Consider the following 24,046-nt stretch of genomic DNA (forward strand, 5'->3'; position numbering starts at 1 on the left):
TTCCAATCTCTTACATATTAAACCGCAGCATGTTTGTTTTGATGAGGTTTAAGAAGAATAATATTTTTTTTGATATCAAAGTATTTTCTTTGTGACCTTACCTGAATAGCTAAATCTACCTCAGGAAAATAACCAGTCAAGCTATTTCCGTAGGTACAACCAGTGTCTATTCCAACACAAATGGGTCGACCTGAAGGCAGAGTTTTACGAAACAATCCTTGTTTTGCATCGTGACCAAACACTATCAGCGCTGGTCCATTGTGCAATTCATGCCAACGAAATCTTTCTCGCAGAACATTATTTTCATTATTTTCGTGACTCATATTATTTTGATTCATAGAATTTAAAACTTCTGAGCGGTAGCCGGATGGGACTACCAATAGCTTTTTTTCTGTAGTTTTAGAATCCCAGCGCACATAGCGAGCCGTTAATAACATTCTTTCAGTTGTACCAAGCAAACCTTTTGTTGAGTCAATTCCAGCATGAACTATGATCAGTGGATATTCTTTTTCCCAATGACTTCTTTTTAATTGCGAAACAACCGTTGTCGTATAAGCGTGTGGCAATGAACAGAGTAAATCAAAAATTGCTCTTTTGTGATAGCGAATTAAGTGTAGAGTTTGCTTAGTGTGCTCAGCTAAAGTATGAAAACTTCTTTTTTGAGCCTGTTGGATCGTTGACCAAAGTGCCCAATCATGATTTCCTTTAATGCACAATGCAGAGTGTTCTTGAATTAATTCAAAAACGCCCACGGGATCGGGGCCTTTCGTAAAAAGATCGCCAACAAGGATTAATTGAAACTTTGATATATGTTTTTTAGCAGTTTCAATAAGTTCTGCAAGTTCACGCGCACATCCATGTACATCACCTACTATAAAAAGGGGCAAGCGCTCTGTTGATGGTGCCAAACTTTTTATAACAAGGTTATTTGAACTGTCCTGCAAAACACACTCTCCCTAATTAAAACAAAGTAAAGATTGGTTACCTCACTTCATTCTTTAAATTGTAGGCGTATACTATAAAACTTTCAATACAGAGAGTATGTAAAAGAAAAAATGCTTATTTGCTACTTTTACGAACAAACTCCTTTATAATAATACTACGTAATATTTCACTTGTACCACCGCCAATTTCTAATAATTTAGCATCGCGCATAAGTCGTTCAACAGGAAATTCTCTTATATAACCATAACCGCCAAGAACTTGTATGGCATCGAGCGCAACTTTTGTTGCCATTTCAGATGCATAAACTTTTGCAGCAGCTGCTTCTTGATTTGCTCTACGTCCTTCTTCAATAACTTGAGCAGCTTCATAAACAAAGGCTCGTGCAGCACGGTAACCAATATACATATTCGCAATTTTTTCGCTGACAGATTGGAAGTTAATAATATTTTCATTAAATTGCTGACGTTCTTGTGCATATTTTAATGAGTGATCCAAACAGGCTCTCGCTATCCCAAGCGCCATGGCAGCCAATCCAACCCGTTCAATATCAAGATTTTTCATCATATGTTTTACAGAGGAGCCTTCTTCGCCCACTAAATTTTCAACTGGGACAATGCAATCTTTAAAAATCAATTCGCCAGTTGGACTCGCGCGCATCCCCATTTTTGATAGTTTTTTTCCTACGGAGAAGCCTTCAAATCCTCTTTCAATAATGAAAGTTGAAATATCATTGCGATTGTCACCCGTGCGTGCATAAACTAGAAAAACATCGGCAACAGGACCATTCGTTATGAACATTTTTGAACCATTGATAACGTAATGATCGCCTTTGCGCACTGCTCTTGTTTTTAAACCAATAGCATCGGATCCTGCTCCAGGTTCAGTCATACCCATACCGCCAACCATTTCTCCTGAAATGCAACTGGGAAGATAGCGAACCAACTGCTCGGGTGAGGCATTTTGGGCAAAATTATGGGTAAAAAGAAGTGTGTGAGCAAGATAACTTAAGCAAGTTCCTGGGCATGCATAACTCAATTCTTCCATCACTGCGACAACAGAAACAGCACCTAATTTTGCTCCACCAAATTCTTCTGGACAAGTTAAACCTAATATTCCGAGTTCACCCAAACGACGGAAAATACCAGGAGCGAGTCTCTCTTCCCTATCAAGTTCGTCAGCATAAGGAGCAAGTTCTTTAGCGGCAAATGCTCTAACAGTTTGAATGACTTCCCTAATTTCTTGGGCATTGCTATGATAGTTTGTCATTTGAGTAATTCCTCTATAATTATTTGAAATCTTAAAATACTAAATTATTTTTTAAAAATTAAATGATCATTCTTTCTTTTATGAGATGCCTATAAATTTGAATGTACCATAGCCATGACATCCGTGCCCGACAAAATTTGACCTTGTTTGACAAAGATTTCTGTTACCTTTCCTTTTTCCGCAGATTTTACTTCAAGTTGCATTTTCATAGATTCAACAATAAAAAGTACTTGACCAGCTGAAATATCTTGTCCTTCTGAAACAAGCACTTCAAATACTTTACCTGCCATAGGTGCGCGTATTTCGCCACTGCCTTTAGCGGATTTATGAATTCTGCTTTCATTGTAATAAGGGCAATCGAGTTTTAAATACTCACCAAATAAATTGACTTGCATTTCATTGTGTGAGGTTTTAATTGCAGAAAAAGGTATTTTTATATCGTTTTTATATTGAGATTTATGTGATAAATATTGGAATAAATCAGAATAAATTTCTTTTTCTTTGTGTTCTCTTTTTTCTTTCAGTATTTTGCTAATGGAGTCTCCAGAGACAAAAAATTTATTTTTTTCATGTGATTTTGTTATGATAAAATCCAAATCTGAATTTGCATCCAATTTCGCATTCACATTGTGTAAATTTTTTCCTTGATTTAGAAAAACATTATTTATATGTGTCGATATTCTTCCACCTCGAAGCATATTAGAAAGCTGTTCTCGAAATTTTTTATATTGAAAAACTTCTATTAAATTTTGTGGAAGATTATAACGAGTTAAAGTTTCAATATTATTTGCTATCCAATGAGTCGATTCGTGACCTAATAAGAAATCTTTTTGCATTACAATCGAGTGTAAAAATGAAATATTGGTTGTAAAGCCAAAAATAGAAAAATCTTCTAGCGCATTTTTTAATTTTTGCACGGCCAATGCGCGAGTTGGAGCCGTAACAATTAATTTTGCAATTAGAGAATCAAAATTGGAATTTATGCGTGATCCTTCTGTGACTCCAGTATCGACTCTAATACCTTCTCCCTCGGGTTCTTTATAAAATAATATTTGACCTGGTGTAGGAAGAAATTGATTTCTTGGATCTTCAGCTAAAATTCGTGCTTCGATGGAAACAGCTTGAGGGGAAAGCAAATGAAAATGATTCGGATCCGGGAAATTGTTTGGCCATATTCCTTCCGCTAAATCAATTTGTGCATGAACAAGGTCAATTTTATAAACATTTTCAGTTACGGGATGTTCCACTTGCAACCGCGTATTCATTTCTAGAAAATAAAAGCGGCCCGCATCATCTAATAAAAACTCTAAAGTACCAGCTCCTTTATATGCTGTTTCTTTTACTAACGCTAAAGATGCTTTACCCATTTCTGCCCTGAGTTGCTCATTAACCTGAGTAGAAGGAGCTTCTTCTATCACTTTTTGATGCCTGCGTTGCAGAGAGCATTCTCTTTCTCCAAAAAAAACACCTCCGCCTTTTCCGTCACCAAATATTTGAATTTCTATATGGCGGGGATTTTTTAAATAACGTTCCACAAAAACAGTGCCATCATTAAAAGATGCTTTTGCTTCTTCTGAAGCACGTTTAATAGCTTGGGGAAGTTCATGAACATCATCAACAATGCGCATGCCCCTTCCGCCACCACCACCGCTGGCTTTGACAAGAAAAGGGGAAAATATTTTTCTATTTTTTAATTCATTTTCCCATTTATCTGCAGGGATTTTTTTTAAGTCGCTCGAAAATAAAGCATCGAGAGTCGGGACATTGCTTTTTTGGGCAATTCTTTTTGCTGTTTCTTTACTTCCCATCATTTTAATATTTTGTGATGTGGAGCCTATAAATGAAATATTTGCATTCTCAACCAATTCAGCAAAAGCCGCATTTTCTGATAGAAATCCATATCCAGGATGAATAAAGTTTGCTCCCCAAGATTTAGCTTTTTCAACAATTTCTTCCGCATTTAAAAAATTGGAAACTTCGATCACATGATCAACTTCTTGGCAAATTAAAGAATCTGAGTCTTCCTGTGTCGCTATAACTGCGACAATAAATCCTCGCTCTTTAGCTGCTTTCATAATTCTTCTCGAAATTTCACCTCGATTTGCGATTAATAATTTTTTCATTTTTTTATTCCATGGCACCAAAAGGGAGTGGTTTTTTCAAAAAAAGAACTTAATCCCGCTTTTCCTTCTTCACTGCACCTTGCTTTCGCAATTTGCTGTACTGTGAATTCAAATTGGTTCGGGTTTGGCAATGGAGAAGCATTTTTAATAAGCTCTTTGGTTCTTCTTGCAGCAGAAGGAGCTGCCATAATAAATTCAAGTGTTACTTTTTCGAGCTCTTTATTAAGTTCAAGAGCATCTGTTACTTTAGAGACGAGTCCAATTTTTTCACATTCAAGAGCAGACATTTTTTTTCCAGTTAATAAAAAAGGAGCCGCATTGCCCACACCTATTTTTCTTATTATATATGGACTGATAACAGCAGGAACTATGCCTAACAAAACTTCACTTGTGGCAAATATTGTATTTTCCTCAGCTAAAACATAATCTGAACAAGCGACAAGCCCTAATCCTCCACCAATTGCTGCACCCTTTACGAAGCTGAGCACAGGGCAGGGGAAATCTGCTAAATTATAAAACATTTTTCCAAGAGCTTGAGCATCGTTCACATTTTGTTCTTCCGTATTTTTTGCTTGATCTTTCATATAAGTGAGATCGGCACCAGCACAAAATACTTTTCCTTCCCCTTCTATTATGAGAAGGCGCATTTCATTTTCATCTTTTATTGCTTTCATTTGCAATAAAATTAAATTGATTTCTTCTATCATTGCAGCATGAAAAGCATTACGTATATCTGGTCGAGTAAAAATTAATTTCTTTACTCCATAAGGATATTTTTCAACCCGTATATTTTGTCCAGAATAATGAACTTTATTCATTCAGCATTTCTCCTTACGAGTTCTCCCGCACAAGCCTTGAATTCTGGAGAAATTGTCGATAGAAGTATTTCTGGTATATCAACTTCACACCGCAATAATGCTTGACTGAATGTTTTACCTTGAGCATCAATTTGTAAACTCATTGTCCCTCCTCCTCCAAGTGATTCCTCAAGAAGAAAATTTAAGGCCCATAAATTAGGTACTAAATATCTATGAACATTTCCTTTACAAAGGCTATGAAACCAATCATTCACTTTTTCAGCAGTGATATTTTCTCGTAACCAGACATAACATTCTGGACTGCGGCCAATCAATCCAATATTAACCGTGTCGCCTTTATCCCCACTGCGTGCATGGGCAATTTCCATCAGGCTCACGCGAATAGCTTTAGAAGTTGACATAACGCTCACTAAAGCAGGGCTATAAGGATCGTGAATAGGTGTCTCAATTAAAGAGCTCCCTCCTGTAAGCGGCCAATTCATTTTTAATTTTTCATAACTTAAATGACACTTATCTTCACCCGATTTTTGCTCATAGATATGCACATTTGGCAATGCACATTCTTGGGGTATCAATGCAGGCCAATAACTAACGACATCTGAAATAAGTGGAGCGCCTCCTGTGACTGCAACACCCGATGGACCACTCAATATTAAACTTGGTAAAAGTTTTCTAAAAATATTTAACTTATTTCTATCATGGTCACGCACTGTTAATTTTAATAAAATTTCGATTGCTTCATGTTTATTTAGCATACCTTTGTGTGTGCTGTCATCACCCACATACTCTGTATTTTTAAATTTAACGGTAGAAGAAAAACCTGCGTTTTTTAATTCACTTTCGAGCCTTAACCAAAAAACTTTTGCAAACATTTCAGCTTTAGCACGGACATCTGGTCCAGAAATGATAAGGGAACCAGAGCATTTATAACCGTCTTCATATGCTATGCTGACTTTTAAAAGATCTGTAGGCTTACGTCCTTTGATTCCTGTTACTTTAACTCTTTCTGGTTTTTCAGATGAAATTTGAATTGTTGAAAAATCAGCAATGACGTCGGGGGTGATATAACTTTGCGGAGTGCCCATCTCATATAAAAGTTGTTCACGAATTGTTTGGCAACTTATATATCCACCTGTATTTGGATGTTTAGTTACATAAAAACTTCCATCTGGATGACATTCAACAATGGGAAAACCTATATCAATAAAGCTCGGTACTTTTTGCCAATCGGTAAAATTACCGCCCGAAGCTTGTGCTCCACATTCAATAATATGACCTGCAACAATGCCATGTGCAAGCTTATCATAATCATCTAATTTCCAATTAAATTCATGCATCATAGCAGCGAGTGTTATACCTGTATCTGTTACTCTACCGCATAATACAATATCAGGCTCATGTTTTAATGCCTCAGCTACTGGCAAAGCTCCGAAATATGTATTTGCACATAAAACTCTATCTGCACAATTGGAAAAATCCTCATCGGTTTCCATGTTTTTAAAAGCAACACCTTTTGTCCTGAGCGATGGAATTAATGAAAAAATATCATCACCATCGACAACGGCAACTTTTAAATTTAAATTCTTTTTTCGCGCTAAATTAAATAAATCCTCAGCGCAAGACTTTGGATTTACGCCACCTGCATTGGTAATGATTTTAATTTTTCGTTTGAGACATTCTTCAAGTACGGGTTCAAGCGCATGGATAAAGTCTTTGGCATAACCTGCATTTGGGTCTTTTGCTCGTTGCTTTTGCAATATACTCATGGTTATTTCAGCAAGAAAATCGATAGAAATATAATCTAATTTAAGTTCACCAAATACTTGTCTGCGTAAAGCATATGGGTCATCTCCCCAATAACCTCCAGCATTTGCAATACGAATGAAGTCTTTCTTTGACATAAAATTTTCTCCAAAATCTGAAATAAAATTTTTACATTCTAAAAACACCTGTCGATGTTTCTGAAATAGGTGTGTTTAAAGTAACTGCTAAACTGGCAGCAAGTATGGATCGTGTCTTAATCATATTAATAATTCCATCATCCCATAATCTCGCAGAAGCATAATACGGATGACCTTCTTTTTCATATTTTTTACGAATTGGACTTGCTATTTCCTCTTCTTCATGTGCAGTCAATTTCTTATTATCACGTGAAAGTTGGTCTTTTTTAACTGTTACCATGACTTGTGCAGCTTGTTCTCCACCCATAACAGAAATCCGACTTGATGGCCAAGTCCAAAGAAAACGAGGTGAATATGCTCTTCCACACATACCATAATTTCCAGCTCCGTAGGATCCACCTAAGAGAAGAGTGATTTTTGGTACTTTAGCAGTTGCAACAGCATGTACCATTTTCGCTCCATCTTTTGCTATACCCGCTCTTTCATATTGAGAGCCAACCATATAGCCAGTGATATTTTGCAAAAATACCAATGGTATTTTTTCTTTTGTGCAAAGCTCGATAAAGTGTGTTACTTTAAGGGCGCTTTCACTAAAAAGCACTCCATTATTTGCTATTATCCCGCAGGGAATTCCCTCGATGTGAGCAAATCCTGTAACAATTGTTGTTGCATAGCGTTCCTTAAATTCAAAAAAACGACTTCCATCGACTATGCGTGCAATTATTTCGCGAATATCAACTTGTCTGCGCAAATCTTTCGGCCAAATTCCAAGAATTTCTGATGGATCATAAGCTGGAAGTTCTGGGGAACGGATATCAATATGCGCTTGTTTTGTTTTGCCAAGGTTATCTACAATATTTCTTAGAATTTCAATCGCATGTTCATCATCGTGCGCAAAGTGATCCGCAACTCCACTGAGTTCCGTATGCACCTGCGCTCCTCCTAAATACTCCGCTGTGACATCTTCACCCGTTGCTGCTTTTACGAGGGGAGGGCCTCCTAAAAAAATCGTACCGGTTTTATTAACAATAATAGTTTGATCACTCATAGCAGGAACGTACGCTCCTCCTGCTGTACAGGAGCCCATAACCGCAGAGATTTGAGGAATTTGTTGTGCACTCATGTTTGCTTGGTTGTAAAAAATTCTTCCGAAGTGTTCTTTATCTGGAAAAACTTCAGCTTGCATAGGCAAAAAAGCACCGCCACTGTCCACTAAATAAATGCAAGGTAATTTATTTTCTAAAGCTATTTCTTGTGCACGTAGATGTTTCTTTACTGTTAAAGGATAATAAGTCCCGCCTTTAACTGTGGCATCGTTGCCAATAATCATGCACATTTTTCCAGAAACTTGACCAATACCCGCAACAACTCCTGCACAGGGAACTGAGTCATCATAAACTTCATTTGCAGCGAGAGGCGAAATTTCTATAAAAGGTGAAGAGGCATCACATAAATTTTGTATACGATCACGTACAAGCATTTTCCCTTGAGATTGATGCCTTTCACGGGCCTTTTCACCACCTCCCATGCGGATTTTTTCATAGAGCGATTCAAGATCGTTACAAATTTCTTGATTGTAAATTTGGTTTTGCTTAAAACTATCAGAATGCGCCGATATTTGGCTTTTGAAGAAAGTCATAGCGTCCTTTCAATGAAATTTTCTACAAAAAAACAATTGAATTTAGGAAATTAATGTTTTCATTTCTCTAACAGCTCTTTCCAGTCCTACCAGAACTGCATAGGAAATTATACTATGCCCAATATTTAAATCTTTCATACCTGGAATTTTTGCTATTCTTTGCGCATTTTTATAATTGAGACCATGCCCAGAATGCACAATAAGCCCTAAATTTTGCGCATATATTGATGCTTGTAAAATACATTCATATTCTTTATCAGCTAATTCGCCAGTCAATTCAGAATATTTTCCTGTATGCAGTTCGACCATTTGTGCATTCATTTTTTTACAAAGTAACATATCGTTCTTAGTGGGTTCGACAAATAAGCTAACTGGGATACTATTCTCTTGCAAAATATCTACGGTCTTTTTTAAAGAATCAAATGTTTTTTCTAAATTTAATCCACCCTCAGTTGTCCGCTCTTCACGTTTTTCTGGAACAAGGGTCACCATATCGGGCTTAACTGCTAAAGCAATTTCAAGCATTTCGCTTGTATTGCCCATTTCTAAATTTAAAGGAATTTGCAGGATTTCACGCAAAAGTTTTACATCTCTATCTTGGATATGTCTGCGATCTTCTCTTAAATGAACTGTTATCTGATCGGCTCCTGCCATTTGCGCAAGCACTGCCGCATCGATTGGATCTGGATATTTAGTCCCGCGTTGTTGACGGAGTGTAGCTACATGATCTATATTTACCCCAAGAGTTGCCATAATAAGTGTCCTTCCTCATAAATAAGAAATATTTATAGCACATTATGTTTTATTACATTTAATGTGCCTCTCTGCAAATTACCCTGAGATAAAGTTTTAAAATGCATTGAGGCATAAAAATTATCTGTTGTTTTTGTTTTAACTTCGACGGGACGAGTGGTGCATAAATCATCAGTTAGTTTTGTCTTAACTTCGAAGGGTTCGAGTGGTGCATAAATCATCATTTAAAAAGTTTTAACTTCGAAGGGTTCGAGTCAGACAAGACTCCTCAGGGCAGAGTTGCTGGCCGCAAATGCCCTTCGGAGCCATTCTCTGTCTCGCCCCTCTAAATTATTCTATTCATCGCTCTGATGATTAATGCTGAGTTACTTTATTCATACGCCGTGCTCATTATTAATTCGATCCTGCTGATTTATGCTAAGTAACTTTACTTATATTTCTTCCATTCAGTCAAATCTATTTTATCACACGGATTTAGGCCAGCTTCTTTTAATAATTCAGTAAGACATTTTTCTTTCATTCCAGCATAATAAAATGGAGAATCATGGTCACGTGTGACTAATTTCTGAATTCTGCCATTTTTATACATTGATTTTATAGAGCATTTAAGTTCTCTTAAATCTTTTACAAAAAATCAAGCCTATCTTTATCTCTTCTTATATATGATTTAAGGTTTTCATAATTACATGCATGAATATCTCTTTTAAAATCCCTCCCAAAATAGAATCTTAATACTACCTCATAGTTTATATGGCATTTAGCAGGATGGAATCGCTTTGCAATTCATTTTTTATTGATTATTTTGTATTGTAGTGTCATCATTTTTTTGAAATACAAGCTAAAGTATATTTGCCATTTAAAACACCAAAATGAATGAAAATAAATAACAATGATAAATTCTCGGTGAAGACAGATATCAATAATTACCTTACAATACTTGATCAAATTTTTAAAAATTTCAATTTATGTTATATTTTTAACTCTGAATAAATAAAGTGGCTCACCATGGTGGTGTTTTCATATTCCACCTAAGTCAATGTCATTCGAATAAGATTCCTTTACCGCTAAATTTCCAAATTAGACTCTTTCAGGAAAAGGGCTAATTCGTCATTCCTAAAAAGAAAATAGTCAACGTCGCCGAATCGAGCGAAACAGGCATTGAACAAATGGGACAAGTCCTCTACAGCGCTAAAAAAAAGTCGCCGAATTAACTGGCCTTGCTCAAACAGGCTACCGCCTTGTCATGTACAAAGGCACTCACGGCCACCAAACCGTTTATTACATTCACTGCTATATGTTGGGTGGAAAAAGTTTGGCCTGGCCTCCGGAGTGAGGGGGTATTTTTTTTGGGGTTTTGTGAATAAATTTTCCTGCCGTGTTTTTTCTTGATTTCTTTAATCGTCAAATTCTCATCTAAATAAAAATAATTTTGAAATTATACGCAGTCCAAAAAGTTTCTTCCTAAGTTTAAATGACAATGTTTTATAATATCAAATTGTTATGCTGAAATCTAGTGGTAGAAATTTAATGGACTCCGTATTATATCCTCAAACATTTTTTCCCAGTATGTCAAATTAATAATTTGAAAAAAATAATATCTAATTTTAATATTTACAATAAATAATAAATTTAGGAAATAATATGATCTTATTCGCAATTAGTAATGACGCTTTTAATGGCTATGATACTCTTTCATTCGGTAAAAAAGGTATTCGATTTTGGTTAGATGAGAAAATACAACCATTTACCCATCATGAAATTAAAAAATTAATTAGTGCCCGTCCAGAAATACCTTATTTTAAACATTTATTTATCTAACAATAAATTGATATTTATTTTTTAAATATAGGATACTCTGCAGTCTAATAAAAACTGATTGATATTTTAATAATACGGAGTCCATTAAATTTCTACCATTAGATTTCAGCATAACAATTTGATATTATAAAATATTATCATTTAAACTTAGGAAGAAACTTTTTGGACTGCGTATAATTTAGTTTTAATATCGGACTATATTCTCTCCATTTCTATAAAAAATTTATACTTTGTTTGCAAGAATTGTTAAATTATATGAAACTAATGCAGACCAAATATAGCTTTTATAACCAGATAAACCTTTCCATGTTGCGCGATCTAAACCAAATCCTCTTTTTAATGCCGAAATGTTGCTTTCAATTCCAGCACGAAACTTTTTTAATTTATTATAAACGTAACTACTTTTAACTATTTCCAAGATTTTTAATCCACATCTTTTTGAAAAACACACATCTTTAACACCTGATTTCTTTGCATTTAATACATTATCTTTAGAAGAAAACCCGCCATCCGCTGAAATCTGACGAGGAAATCTTTCATAAAGTTTATTTTGTGCGTTTACAAGATCCATGAATTTAATTGCGTCTGATGGATTTCCTTGTTCAATTTGACAGTCCAGCACTAAATTACTTTTGCCAGTAGTTAAAAATATTTTATGCCCAAACTCAACTTCCCTTCGACTTTTTACAATAACATCAGTATGTTCTTCAAATATTGAAACTACTTTTTCTTCTGATTTAACAACCTTATGATCTATAATCCGAAATATAGTTTGTGCTAAAATTGCTTCTAAATGAGTTTTTACATGTTCAAGTTGCTCAATTATTTTTAAAACTTTTTTGCTTTTTTTAAGAGATTTTGCTACTTTAATATAAGTATTAATTTGATTAAAATTATCACCAGCCTTCACTATTAAATCCCTGTAAATTTCTTCTCTTTTTTCTTGATTATTCGTAGTCAGTATTGAAAGAACCATGTTTTTAGCAAGTTTGCAACTAAATTTCAATTTCGATATTTGCAAATGATTATTTTTATTTAATTTTTTTAGCAGAAATACATTTCTTGATAGAACTCTTATACAATCATAAATTAAAGAAGAATCTGTTGGTCTATGTATATTTGTTTCCACCACAGTGCTATCAACTCGCACTGTTCGTCCTTTCTCATATCCTTTTTTTTCTGCGTATTTTACCAATATTATATTTATCTTTTCCCATGTATTAAAGGATATTTTTTTTATATTCTCTTGTAGTGCTGAGTCTGAGTAATATATACCAAATGGTAACTTTACAAAAGCTCTTCCAGACTGTGAATCTGCTAAATGAAATTCAAGCTCTTTATATGTCCACTGCCTTTGCTGTTTCAAAATTGCTGCGCGAAATACCATTTCTGATGACATTCCTGTCGCCCCTTTATAGCTTACCATTTTCCCTTGGAGAAGATCCGCGTGAACCCAATCTAGTATTTCTTCATGTTGCTCTAAAATTTCACTCATTTTTTTTAACTCATCAGAATATTCATGGATTGAGTATTGACAAAATAGGTCTGGATATAGTTCAATCTTCTTGCGCATAGTTTGTTTTTCGCCTCGTTCTTTTTAAGTAAACAATTTTTTTCTAAGATTATTTATTTACTTTAAATTTAACGATCCGTCATCATTCTGTGCGTTTTTTATGTTGATTCGTCTATACTTTCATTTCTGGATGGGCAATAATTAGAATAAAAACTATTGCATTAAATGGACTAGGAATTGGTAGTTATCGTTTAGCAGATGCAATGATAGCTTTTCTAAAAAAGATATAAAATAATTCCAATAAAACCTATCATTAAAATTGAAATATTTCTACTGAAGAAGCAGCTTTAAGAATATTTTTGAAATCTATAGCAAAAATACCGATCGGAAAACTTAAGAATGATTTTACAAGTTTACTTTTTTATTAAGACATAATTATTATCTCCCTAACATTTTTATTGAAAGTAAAAATGTTATTTTTAACTTTATTATAATGTATTTTTTCATTTTTTGGTGTCGAAAAACTTCTTAAAAATATTTACTATAAAATAAAGTGCTTATTATAGGGTTTAAAAACGAATGCCCAAAATTTTATTAATTGAATTGACATTTTTTTGGTGTGAAGTTCCAAACTCAAGAAAATTGAGCTAGGATTGGGTAGAAAGATTTTTCTTTCGTACTTTTAAGTTTATTTACAAGGTTAAAATGAAGCTCAAGTCTATACATATATCAGGTTTTAAAAGTTTTGCAGATAGAGTTAATATTCAGTATCATAATGGAATTACAGGTGTTATTGGGCCAAATGGATCAGGCAAATCCAATATCATTGACGCTGTTCGCTGGGTGATGGGTGAGCAAACTGCCAAAAGTTTACGCGCAGATGACCCAACTGATATTATTTTCTCGGGTTCGCAAAACCGAAAACCCTTGAGTCTTGCTGAAGTGACTCTCGTTTTTTCCAATGATGGTTTGCATTGTCCCGCTGAGTATATGCATTTACCGGAAATTTCTATTGGCCGTAGGATAAACCGCGGAGCAGAGCGCGAATATTTTATGAATCGAGAGCCTTGCCGCTTAAAAGATATTGTAGATTTTCTTTTATCAATTGGATTAGGTTCAAAAAGCTACGCTATTATTCAGCAAGATAAACGTGATAGAATCATTCAAGCTTCGCCTGATGATCTTCGTGAAATTCTTGAAGAAACAGCTGGAATTACCGTTTTTAAAGTGAGAAGAAAAGAAGCAGAAAAACGCTTGAATTCAACTGCTGAAAGGATGAAAAATCTTGCAGAAATTGAAATTGAATTAGCAAGGCAAAAAGAATCGCTTGGCGAACAAGTTGAAAAGGCATCGCAAAAGCTTGCATTCTCTCAGGAATTAAAAGAAAAAGAAATCCTTTTAATAAAGAATCATGTTGGTTTTTATAGATCAATTGCAAATAAAATTAAAAAGGAAGTAAATCTTTCTTCATCACAAATAGAGAAATCAAGTTTAGAGGCAAGTGAATGGGAATCAGAAGCAAACGATCTCAAATCAACCCATCTTGAATTAACTCAACAGATTAAGTCAACAGAAAATCAATTAGATGATCAAAAAATTGCTTTGACAAAGTACCAAGAACGCAGTGAAAATTATAAGCGTAGGCATGAAGAGCGTATTCTGCAGAAAGAGCGATTGACAAAAGAATTGATTGAAGAGCGACACAATTTAGAGAGAGAAGAGGAAAGACAAAAAAATCTTGTCGTTGAAGTTGAAAATGCAGATAAAGTTTTACAAAAAATAGATCAAGAGCAGGAAAACTTTCAAGAAAGATTAGATGAAATCGATGAATCTCTTCAAGTCCAAAGAATGCGAGGAGATGAATATCGCTCAGAAATGAGAGCAATAGAATCGAGTCGAAGTTCTTTAAGAGCACGTAATGAATCTTTGCTCGATACAATATCCCGCTATAATATCCAAATACAAAAAGTAACGGAAAATTATTTATCCCAACTAGAAGCACGCAGTCAAATTGCAATTGATAGAAAAGAAATTACAAATAACTTAAGTAAAGTTTCTGCAGGTCTAGATGAAGTTGTCAGTAATAGAAATATCATAGAGTCCGATCTTGAAAAATTAAAGCAACAGTGTTTATTTGCTGAGCAAGAGAGAGATTCTGCGAAGCAAGAGCATTTAGAACTTGCAAGTTATGTTACAAGTTTACAGAAACTCATAGATTCTAATAGCGGTCTTTCAGATGGAACTCTTTCATTAAAAGAAAAATTTAGTCAACAGATATCAGGTTTTTTATTTGATGTAGTCTCTTTACATCGAGATGATGAAGCTATTTTAGAAAGCAGTATGCCTCAGCTTTTTCAAGCAGCAATCCTTGATAATTTTGATAATTTTGTTGATATGATTGATAAAATAGAAGAACTTTCGCTTTCTAAAGTTTCCTTATTTGTTAAAGATATGCTAAATTCTTTATCGCAAAGTGAAAGCGAAATTAAAAGTGATATTTTAAAAATCAATGGTATTCGTTGTGTTGGTGACAGATTAGAAAACTGTTCTATCCCAGCTGCAAAATGCATTTTTGAAAGAATATTTATTTGCAAAGATGAATGGCTATTAATCAAAGCAAAAAAATTATGCAACGATATACAAAATTTTATATTTGTGACTGAACGCGGAACTGTCTGCCAAACTTCGAATGAAATGAATTTTGGTGCACCGTCCGATGGCATTTCTCATGGAATTTTGCAGCGTAAAAGAGAATATTCAGAAGCACTTCTCAAAAAAGAAATACTGCAAGATAAACTTGCAAACAGCGAAGGATCTTTATATACCCTAATCGATAAAAAGAAAAAGTTAGAGTTTAAAGTTTCGGAATTGGCTTCTGTACTCGAAAAAGAAAAAGTTGAGTCTGTAAAGTTATCTAGTCAGTTGGAAAATTTTGACTTACAATTAAGACATATTGACGAAAACTTAGCTCGAATCGATGATGAAAAGAAGAGATTTCATGTTGAAATATCGGAAGCAAAAGAGTCATTTGCTAAAAATCAATCTGAAAATGACAAACTTGAAAATGAATATAATACCTTAAGTTTAAATCTTGAAGAGTTTGAAAGTGAATACAGCAATAAAAAAGAAATCCGCGATGAGATTTTATTGCAGTTCCAAAATAAAAAATCTGAGCGGGCAGTAATCTTAGAAAGGCAAGCTAATAATCGAAAAAATTATGAAGAAATGACTTTCCAACTGAGACGCATGCAGCAAAAACTTGATACATCAATAGCACAAGCAGAGGATTTAAAAACTCAAATAAACAATGCAGAAAATGATTTTATTCACCTAAATAATGAAATTGGTGTTTTACATAAACAGGTTAAAGTTTTTGAAGATAAACTTGAATATTTAGTTCAAGAAGAAAATGAAACCGAAGAAAAGTTAAGAATTGTTGAAAGTAAATTAAAATCGCAAAAAGACTCTGCAGCATCAAAACAAAAATTTATCAACGAAAAGCAACTCGAACTTGCCCGTTACGATACAATCATTGAAACAGCATTAAAAGATGCTTTTGATAAATATCAATTATCAGCACATGAATTACCAGAAAGTGCAGATAATGATGCTGCTTATCGCCTATCACTCGAGCAGAGGATCAAAGAGATTCAACAAGCAATTATCGATTTAGGTGCAGTTAATGAAAGAGCGCTTGAAGAATTTAAAGATGTCTCGGAGCGTTTGCATTTTCTCGTTACACAAAAGGAAGATATTGAACGTTCAATGCAAGAACTTTATATTTCTATCCAAGAAATTGAAGAAAATACTAAAGTTCGATTCAAAGATATCTTCGAAAAAGTTAATTTTGAATTTCAAAAAATCTTTCCAGTCCTATTTCCAGGTGGGCATGGAGAATTGCATATGTTAAATGAAGATTTGTTAAATACTGGGGTTGAAATTCTAGTGCGTTTGCCAGGAAAAAAAATGCAAAATATGAGTCTTTTTAGTGGCGGAGAAAAGGCCCTCACAGCAATATCTCTCATCTTTAGTTTATTAAAAACGACCCCTGCGCCTTTCTGCTTTCTTGATGAAGTCGATGCTCCTTTGGATGAGGCAAATGTCGGTCGGTTTAATGATGTTTTAGAAGCTTTGAGTGAAGAATTCCAATTTGTAGTCATCACACACAATCGTAGAACCATGGAAGTTCTTGATACTATTTATGGGATATCAATGTTTGAACCTGGGGTGTCAAAATTAGTTTCTGTTGACTTAACAGATGTTCCGCCACATCTGCGCAAGAAGCAAAAGGCCGCAATAAGATCAGGTGCTTCAGCTACCGTCTGAATTTTTTCAAAGAGCTAATTGAATCCTTTATTGCAATGATTTCGATTATAAAAAATTTAAGATAGTCTAAAAATTTTAGCATTTCAAATAAATTAGTTGATTTTTAAAATTCTTACTCTTGCTTAAAACAAGTAAATTTGTTACGCCGACAGAGCTTGATTTATTTTAAGATATGGAGGCAAATAAGTGCAAAATCCTATGTACAATCAATTGAATGTTGACGCGAATGAAGCAAACCGACTTTTTTGGAATGGAAAGTATTTTTCCCTTGAGGTCGTGCTTGTTTATCCAACTCAATTAACAACAATCGAAGAGGTGAACTCATATCTTGAAAATTCAACTTTAGTTTTAAAATTAACTCCTTTTAAAAACCAATTTCGTGCAAAAATGCTAGCAAGTCTTTTAGAACAAGATATTATTGAAAAGTCAGAAATAATTGGTTTAACTGTCAGTTTGAATATATTAAAAAATAATATTTTAGACATTCTTGATATACGCAAGACAGATGCGACGTTAGATGGTGATGGCTCAGGTAGCTTAAGTGCATCAGAAAGTGCAAAAATCGAGGTCAGTGAAAGCGAAAAAGCAGCACTGATAGAATCCCTGCAAAAACTGATTGAAGGAAATTTGAAACCACATTTAAGGCAGCCATTTACAAGTTTCGTTCCATCATTCCTAGATGAACAATGGACAGATAGACTGCCAAAGCAAAAAAATAAATCTGCTTTATTGCCTTTCCAAGCTGTTTTTCCATTTTCAGGCAGCATTGAAAGAGTTGTAGAAAATCAGATGTATGCATTAGATGATCTTTATTGTGTGAATCCATCTTGTAATTGCAACGAAGTAACTTGTGTTGTGCTGACATTTGATCCCCATTCTGGTAAGGAAATAACACATGGTGGATTCAAGTATAATCTTGAAAAAAATACTTATAAAAATATTCCAAATTTCCCTTCACAATTCAATGCGCAGGAATGGTTTAGGCAATTTTCTAAATTAAGCTCAATATCTTTACCGTTTGCATTTAATTCTCGCTATCAATTTTTGCGTAAACAAGTATCACTACTCAGTAAATAATGATTGCAAAAATATTAAATAATTTCAGTTATATTTTAATTTTTAGCAAAGAAAATAATATTTTATAAAACGCAAACTCTATTTGACAAATATTAATTAATATATAATAATTACAAATGTTGGTAAAAAAAGAATATTTTTTAAAATTTATTCAATAAAAATACAGAGGATTGTAATGAGAGCGGGTATTACCAAAAAGACACTTTCTATTTTTTGCATTTTTATTATGTTTATACAGACATATCAAACTACTTATGGATATTCATTAGTCATTTCTCAAGAAAAAACACTAGATAAAAGCACAAATAAAGACTTAGAAAACTCTGCAAATGTTCCTTTATTAAATAAATCTGATGATAAAATCCGAAATAAAATATCTAATGATAATAAATACAATTTAGATAATGCCTCAGCTAAAAAAAGAACTAAAAGGGATTTAAACTCTTCATCATCTGCAAATAAACTTTTGAGTGATGCTTATAATTTCAAAGATCTCACTCAGCAAGTTGATCCTAGAACGGGTGCCTTCTCAGTGTCTTACAAAATTGTGGATGTATCTGGTGTTAGTATTGAAGATCCTGCGTTCCCATTGCAAATAAATTATAATTCACTTTCACAGAGCGATACCTTTGGAATTGGGAAAGGTTGGACTTGGAATCTAACTCGTTATGATGTGCAGTCAGAAACTTTGTATTTATCAAGTGGTGGAAGCTATAAACTGCAATATGGTTCTGAAAATATTTTACAATATTATAAATTAAAAGATGTTAAAGTTACAAAAGATGAGAATGTGATCATAATAAATTATAAGGATGGACGAGAAGAAATAATAGAAAAAGTTTATGGCAACTTAGTAAAAATGACAAATGCAGAAGGTTTTTCTGTAGAGTTTTTCTATCATGATAATATAAAACTCCAATCAATAGAATATAACAGTATTTTTAATAAAGAACATCCTAAAAGAGTCGAAGTATTTTATTTAAACGACTCCGTTTCTATTAAGCATTTTGATGGTCGGGGGAACGAAGCTGAAACTTTATTAAATTTTAAATCTGAACCATTTGGAACACTTAAGGAAATTCAAAATCCAGTAAATCAAATCATTTCTTTTAAATATAGTTCAATGCTTTTGCAAAATAGAGAACATATATTGCTCAGTCATATAAAATATCCTTCACAGTTTGAATATGCTATAGAATATTTAGACAATGGTCTGAAGACTCTGATTCCTGGTATCTCTGTTCCTGCGGTTAGTCGAATTTCCACAATCAATTTTCCAGGTGTTAAAGATGGAAATATCAATCACGTTTGTTATCGTTTTTCAAGCGAAAATAATTATTTGGGTTATGGAGTCGCTAAATTCATAGAAAATGCCGATGCATTATTCTCAACAGCAAATACTTATGAATACACATCGACTGAAAAACGTAAACATCCGCGAGGACATTTAAAGATCAATAGAACTTATAATCATTTTCATATGCTTATCAGTGAATCAATATTTCTTAACAATGAATTACAACAAAGAAAAGAATATAAATATTTGCCCTGGCAGGACAGAGATTTCAATAATTTAGAAACTGCTTATCATCTTCCAATCGAAACTGTAGTTATATATTACGATGGAAAAGGCCAATCAAGAAAAGAAATCACAAAAAATACTTATGACGATTATGGGAATTTAATCACAAGCATAAACTCGTCAGGTTTGGTAAAAAATTATAAGTATTTAGCTGCTGCCGAGACATTTAATAATATTCCTCATCTAATTGAACGTGAAGTAACGAGTTCAATTTATGAAAAGAAGAGCACTGTTGTCGAATATCATTACGAAACCGTTCAATTAGAAAATGGAAAAAAATATCAAAGAGCTATAAAAGTAATTAATAAATTCAGTTCGTCAGTTTGTGATGTGAATAGCAGCGATTGTGGGACTATTTATAAAACTCAAATAAATTCATATTCTACAACAAATCAGAATGGTATAAATAAAAATATTATATCATTGCCTATGAATTCAATAACAACAGCAATCTTCGATGGAAAAGAAAAATCTGCAAGTATATCTTATAAATATGATATTAATAATCGCAGAAATTCTATATATAAGAATCATATCGTTACAGATAATGCTGATGAATTAGACTATATCGCTACTGAATATGTTATTTACAATGCGAATTCTAAGAAAGTAGTTAAAGAAAAAAAATTGGAAAGCTCGCATGAAATTTCATATCATTACGATAAAATTGGGAGATTAACAAAAGAGACAGTTGGCTTAAAAACGGCAACTCCTAGGACTACTTCATATAAATACACTATGAACTCTCCACTGAAAGGTCAAAGTACGTTGTTAACTACGTGGGAAAATGGTCATAAAACAAAAGTGATATATGATTCTATGGGGAGAGAAATTGAAAAATGGTCTCAGAATGAGGGTCAAAATAATTTTGTAAAGATTGTATCGTACAAATACGATATGGCATCGCAAAAAGAAGAAGAAATTCTGTATAATATAGATGCAAACGGCTCTTTATATAATTTAAGAATGTCATATAAATATGATATTTATAATAGAAATATTTTGATAAAACTTCCAGATGGTTCAAGGAAATATATAACATATGATGATGCAAATAACACTCAAACTCGTTATACATTATCTGCAACAAAAGTCTCTTCACCAATAAATATCACTTTATTTAATAACAACCAGCAACCTATTAGCTCAAAAATACTGCTCAGTGATAATAAAATTCACACACAAAGCTTCAATTATTTTGATGGATTTGGTAATTTAATCGAGTCACAAGATGTGAATGGTGTGTCAATTAAATATATATATAATGCTGTAGGCAATAAAGTAACTGAAATATATAATAATAAAAAAATAATTTATTATTCTTATGATGCACTCTTTAAAGATAAAATCATTGAAAAGTCAATCGTTATAAACAACGGGACCAAATATGTCATTGGCAAACGCAAATATAACACTCGCGGCCAATTGGTAGCAGAAATTGATCCCGAAGGACGTGCAATATCCTATATTTATAACAGTGCAAGTAAAATAATTAAACAAATTAATCGCGATGGTCAAATCATTCATTTTAAATACGATGATCTCAATCGATTGATAGAGAAATCTGTTGAAGGAATGACAAATTTAAAAACACTTTATACATATGATACAAAAACCTCACTTGTCAGACAAATGCTTGATGATTCTGGTATGACACAGTATCATTATTATGCCAATGGAAAACAAAAAAGTATAGTTTATCCAAATAATACTGAAGTATTATATAAATATGACTTGCAAGGAAAATTGGTTTTTATAAAAGATATTTTAGGTAATAAAATTTTTACAAATTATAATAAAATTACTGGAAAAAAAGAAAGTATAACTTATCAAAGAATTGATAATGATAAAGTTTTCAGTGAAAAATATCATTATGACGAATTTGGCAGAATGGATAGTAAATTATTACCAAACGATACCTTAGTCGAATATACATATGATACAGTCGGTAACTTAATATATTTGAAATATTTAAATAATTTAGATGAAGTGATACTTTCTTATTCCTATGAGTATTATAAAGATTCAAATATTAAATCTAAAAAGAGAAAAGAAGGACAGAATAAATCATCTATTGAGCAATATAAATATGATGATATGAATAATTTGCTGCAATATATATGTTCCGGTCAACTTTGCCCAAAAGACCAAAATGGGCACGTTATAATATCTGAAGATTATACGTTTGATGATTTGAATAATATTAAAACTGTAGCGAGAAAATTTATAGAAAACTTTGAAAATATAACGACATATTTTTATTCAGAAGAAAATAAAAATAAACTCAAGAGTTATGTCAATGAGAATTCATTATCAGGAAATACGATGAGTCAAGAATTTGTTTATGATGCGAATGGTAATATTATTAAAGATGATAATGGGAATCGTCTTTCATATAATGCATTTAATCGTCTCATTGCTTTTGAAAATTCTGATTTAAAATCAGAGTATATATATAATGGTGAAGGAAATCTTGTTGCACAAACAAATAATAACTCCCCCAAAGTACAGTTTTACTATCATGATAATAAAATGATTAATGAAATATCTGATAACAAATCGAATAGCTATTTTGTCGATGGTAATAATCTAATTGCAAAAATGACTCATGGTAATGAAGAGCTTTTTTACTTAACAGACCACGCTAAAAGTATAATTAAAATACAACAAGGTCAAAATCTTTTAGATATAAGTTATTCATATACTCCTTATGGATATCAATCAAATAATTCGATTTCCGACTTTGCAAATATGAAAAGCATAAATGAAATAGGATTTAATGGAGATCGTTCCGATTCTGTGACAGGTTATCAATTTTTAGGAAAAGGTTATCGTGCCTATAACCCTGTGCTTGGACGCTTTATGCAATATGATAACAATCAATCTCCTTATGAAAAAGGTGGAATCAATGGGTATATATTTGCTGCAAATAATCCCATTATGAAATTCGATCCTTCAGGAGAAAACCCTGAAGTTTATTTTGGTATAGGTCTCACTATTTCATTTCTTGGTATCATGCTTTCTTTATTTACTTTTGGAACGACTTTAGCAGCATTACCATCCATTATCACAGCAACCGTAGCGGCCAATTTAGCTTTTGAAAGCAGTGTATTTGCAATAAGTTTAGCTGCAACATCGACAAGCATAGCAGGGTCAGTTTATAATAAATTTGCACGAGATGCCGCTGCAGAAGGCAAAAAAGATGCACAAGAACAATATTTAAAAATTTCATCAAATTTGACTTGGGCTTCCATTGGACTTGGCTTAGGTTCATCGGCAATATCTTTGCCTAAAACTGTTTTGTCCGCAAAAGAGATGTTAAAAAATAGCTCACATTTTGAGAAAACAAAATTTATCTCTCAGAATGTTTTAGGAACAACTTCAGATATTACAGGTATTACAAGCTTAGCCTATAAGGATGAAGCTTTTCGTGAACGAGCTAATGGAAATAGCGAAGGATTTGAGTATAATATAAATAAAGCGATTAACTTTGGCTTAATTTCTTTAGGCACCGGAGTTTTTGCTTTTGGCTTTGATCTCTCTTCCTTTGCTAAAAAGCAATATAAAGACTTTGTGAATCCGAAAAAACAACAAGATGAAGAAAAGCTATCTCTTATAAAACATGATAGTCTAGATTTAGAATTTAAGAGTTTATGATTTCTTTCATTGGTTTAAGAAGGGTATACTATATAAATGGCAACGACTCTTTCAGAAAAAAATATACATGAAATGATAAAATCAGCAACTCAGCCATTGCACGAAAGAGTTGAAATTTTAAATCCTTTGAGCAAAAAAGTTCCAAGTCTCGATGATTATACTTTATATTTAAAATGTTTTCTTCAGTTCATTGAACCGATCGAAAATAAATTGATCGAATTTTATTCTGAATTTACTTATACTAAATCTGATTATTCTCTTAAAAGATCAATTTTGATTAAAAACGATTTAGAAAATTTAGGCATAATAAATATTAAACTTAAATCTAATATTAAAATGCCAGTTCTCATTTCTGCAGCTAATTCATTAGGTGTTTTATATGTGCTTGAAGGATCAAATTTAGGCGGCCAGTTTCTTTATAAAAAATTGAAAGCTATTCATGGCGATAAAATATCAAACTCATTGAGTTTTTTGCAAGGGAATGGCACTGACACTTTTAAATATTGGCAAGCATTTTTAGCTTTTATGCAAGAATATTCGGATAAGCATCCATCTGAAAACGAAGCCATTATACAGTCTGCAATAGAAACATTTGCATGTTTTGAACAAATATTTTTGTAAAACATAA

Annotated in this window: 13 protein-coding genes; 5 read left to right on the forward strand and 8 right to left on the reverse strand. The window is 33.0% G+C overall.

All coding sequences use genetic code 11. The features are described from left to right. Positions 1-17 precede the first annotated feature (17 nt). The 7 genes from EZS29_RS07135 to EZS29_RS07165 all read right to left on the reverse strand — a co-directional run bounded on the left by EZS29_RS07135 (position 18) and on the right by EZS29_RS07165 (position 9,445). Complete coding sequence (locus EZS29_RS07135) at positions 18-944, reverse strand: metallophosphoesterase (RefSeq protein ID WP_130608052.1); 927 nt, start codon at positions 942-944, stop codon at positions 18-20. 115 nt (positions 945-1,059) lie between these two features. Continuing rightward, positions 1,060-2,211, reverse strand: coding sequence for an acyl-CoA dehydrogenase family protein (locus tag EZS29_RS07140; protein ID WP_130608055.1), 1,152 nt, complete (start codon positions 2,209-2,211; stop codon positions 1,060-1,062). 89 nt (positions 2,212-2,300) lie between these two features. Beyond that, a complete protein-coding gene (locus EZS29_RS07145; RefSeq protein ID WP_130608058.1) occupies positions 2,301-4,334 on the reverse strand; it encodes an acetyl/propionyl/methylcrotonyl-CoA carboxylase subunit alpha in 2,034 nt (677 codons plus the stop codon). Then, positions 4,331-5,152, reverse strand: a complete 822-nt coding sequence (locus EZS29_RS07150; protein ID WP_130608062.1) for an enoyl-CoA hydratase-related protein — start codon at positions 5,150-5,152, stop codon at positions 4,331-4,333. Before EZS29_RS07150 ends, EZS29_RS07145 begins: the two co-directional genes overlap by 4 nt. After that, the gene (locus EZS29_RS07155; RefSeq protein ID WP_130608065.1) at positions 5,149-7,053 is read right to left on the reverse strand and encodes an acyclic terpene utilization AtuA family protein; all 1,905 of its coding nucleotides are present in this window, start codon (positions 7,051-7,053) and stop codon (positions 5,149-5,151) included. The genes EZS29_RS07150 and EZS29_RS07155 overlap by 4 nt, the downstream gene beginning before the upstream one ends. 31 nt (positions 7,054-7,084) lie before the next feature. Next, on the reverse strand, positions 7,085-8,692 hold the full coding sequence (locus EZS29_RS07160) for a carboxyl transferase domain-containing protein (protein ID WP_130608068.1): 1,608 nt from the start codon (positions 8,690-8,692) through the stop codon (positions 7,085-7,087). A gap of 42 nt (positions 8,693-8,734) precedes the next feature. Beyond that, entirely contained in the window at positions 8,735-9,445 is a 711-nt protein-coding gene (locus tag EZS29_RS07165) for a pyridoxine 5'-phosphate synthase (RefSeq protein WP_130608071.1), read from the reverse strand. Positions 9,446-11,086: 1,641 nt separating this feature from the next. Here EZS29_RS07165 and EZS29_RS15885 point away from each other — a divergent pair. After that, positions 11,087-11,263 (forward strand): hypothetical protein, encoded by a 177-nt coding sequence (locus EZS29_RS15885; RefSeq protein ID WP_172603827.1) that lies wholly within the window; start codon positions 11,087-11,089, stop codon positions 11,261-11,263. A 223-nt stretch (positions 11,264-11,486) separates the two neighbouring features. Here the strand turns inward: EZS29_RS15885 and EZS29_RS07170 are convergent, their stop codons facing one another. Next, positions 11,487-12,836, reverse strand: a complete 1,350-nt coding sequence (locus EZS29_RS07170) for an ISNCY family transposase (RefSeq protein WP_130608074.1) — start codon at positions 12,834-12,836, stop codon at positions 11,487-11,489. Between the two features lie 645 nt (positions 12,837-13,481). On the opposite strand from EZS29_RS07170, the gene smc reads away from it, so the two are divergent. The 4 genes from smc to EZS29_RS07190 all read left to right on the forward strand — a co-directional run bounded on the left by smc (position 13,482) and on the right by EZS29_RS07190 (position 24,039). Next, on the forward strand, positions 13,482-17,102 hold the full coding sequence (gene smc / locus EZS29_RS07175; protein ID WP_130608077.1) for a chromosome segregation protein SMC: 3,621 nt from the start codon (positions 13,482-13,484) through the stop codon (positions 17,100-17,102). A gap of 186 nt (positions 17,103-17,288) precedes the next feature. Then, positions 17,289-18,179 carry a hypothetical protein gene (locus tag EZS29_RS07180; protein WP_130608080.1) on the forward strand — a complete coding sequence of 297 codons (891 nt, stop codon included), beginning with the start codon at positions 17,289-17,291 and terminating at the stop codon, positions 18,177-18,179. Positions 18,180-18,405: 226 nt separating this feature from the next. Then, positions 18,406-23,418 carry an RHS repeat-associated core domain-containing protein gene (locus tag EZS29_RS07185; protein ID WP_172603828.1) on the forward strand — a complete coding sequence of 1,671 codons (5,013 nt, stop codon included), beginning with the start codon at positions 18,406-18,408 and terminating at the stop codon, positions 23,416-23,418. A gap of 36 nt (positions 23,419-23,454) precedes the next feature. Further along, positions 23,455-24,039, forward strand: coding sequence for a biliverdin-producing heme oxygenase (locus EZS29_RS07190; protein ID WP_130608086.1), 585 nt, complete (start codon positions 23,455-23,457; stop codon positions 24,037-24,039). Positions 24,040-24,046: the final 7 nt, after the last annotated feature.

Origin of the sequence: Fluviispira sanaruensis (assembly GCF_004295685.1) — a bacterium.
GTDB lineage: Bacteria > Bdellovibrionota_B > Oligoflexia > Silvanigrellales > Silvanigrellaceae > Silvanigrella > Silvanigrella sanaruensis.

Bases quoted from the DNA above. Each gene is read 5' to 3' on its own strand.
- EZS29_RS07140 (WP_130608055.1), bottom strand. From the start codon at position 2,211: ATGACAAACTATCATAGCAATGCCCAAGAAATTAGGGAAGTCATTCAA.
- EZS29_RS07145 (WP_130608058.1), bottom strand. From the start codon at position 4,334: ATGAAAAAATTATTAATCGCAAATCGAGGTGAAATTTCGAGAAGAATT.
- EZS29_RS07150 (WP_130608062.1), bottom strand. From the start codon at position 5,152: ATGAATAAAGTTCATTATTCTGGACAAAATATACGGGTTGAAAAATAT.
- EZS29_RS07155 (WP_130608065.1), bottom strand. From the start codon at position 7,053: ATGTCAAAGAAAGACTTCATTCGTATTGCAAATGCTGGAGGTTATTGG.
- EZS29_RS07160 (WP_130608068.1), bottom strand. From the start codon at position 8,692: ATGACTTTCTTCAAAAGCCAAATATCGGCGCATTCTGATAGTTTTAAG.
- EZS29_RS07165 (WP_130608071.1), bottom strand. From the start codon at position 9,445: ATGGCAACTCTTGGGGTAAATATAGATCATGTAGCTACACTCCGTCAA.
- EZS29_RS15885 (WP_172603827.1), top strand. From the start codon at position 11,087: ATGATCTTATTCGCAATTAGTAATGACGCTTTTAATGGCTATGATACT.
- EZS29_RS07170 (WP_130608074.1), bottom strand. From the start codon at position 12,836: ATGCGCAAGAAGATTGAACTATATCCAGACCTATTTTGTCAATACTCA.
- smc (WP_130608077.1), top strand. From the start codon at position 13,482: ATGAAGCTCAAGTCTATACATATATCAGGTTTTAAAAGTTTTGCAGAT.
- EZS29_RS07185 (WP_172603828.1), top strand. From the start codon at position 18,406: ATGTTTATACAGACATATCAAACTACTTATGGATATTCATTAGTCATT.
- EZS29_RS07190 (WP_130608086.1), top strand. From the start codon at position 23,455: ATGGCAACGACTCTTTCAGAAAAAAATATACATGAAATGATAAAATCA.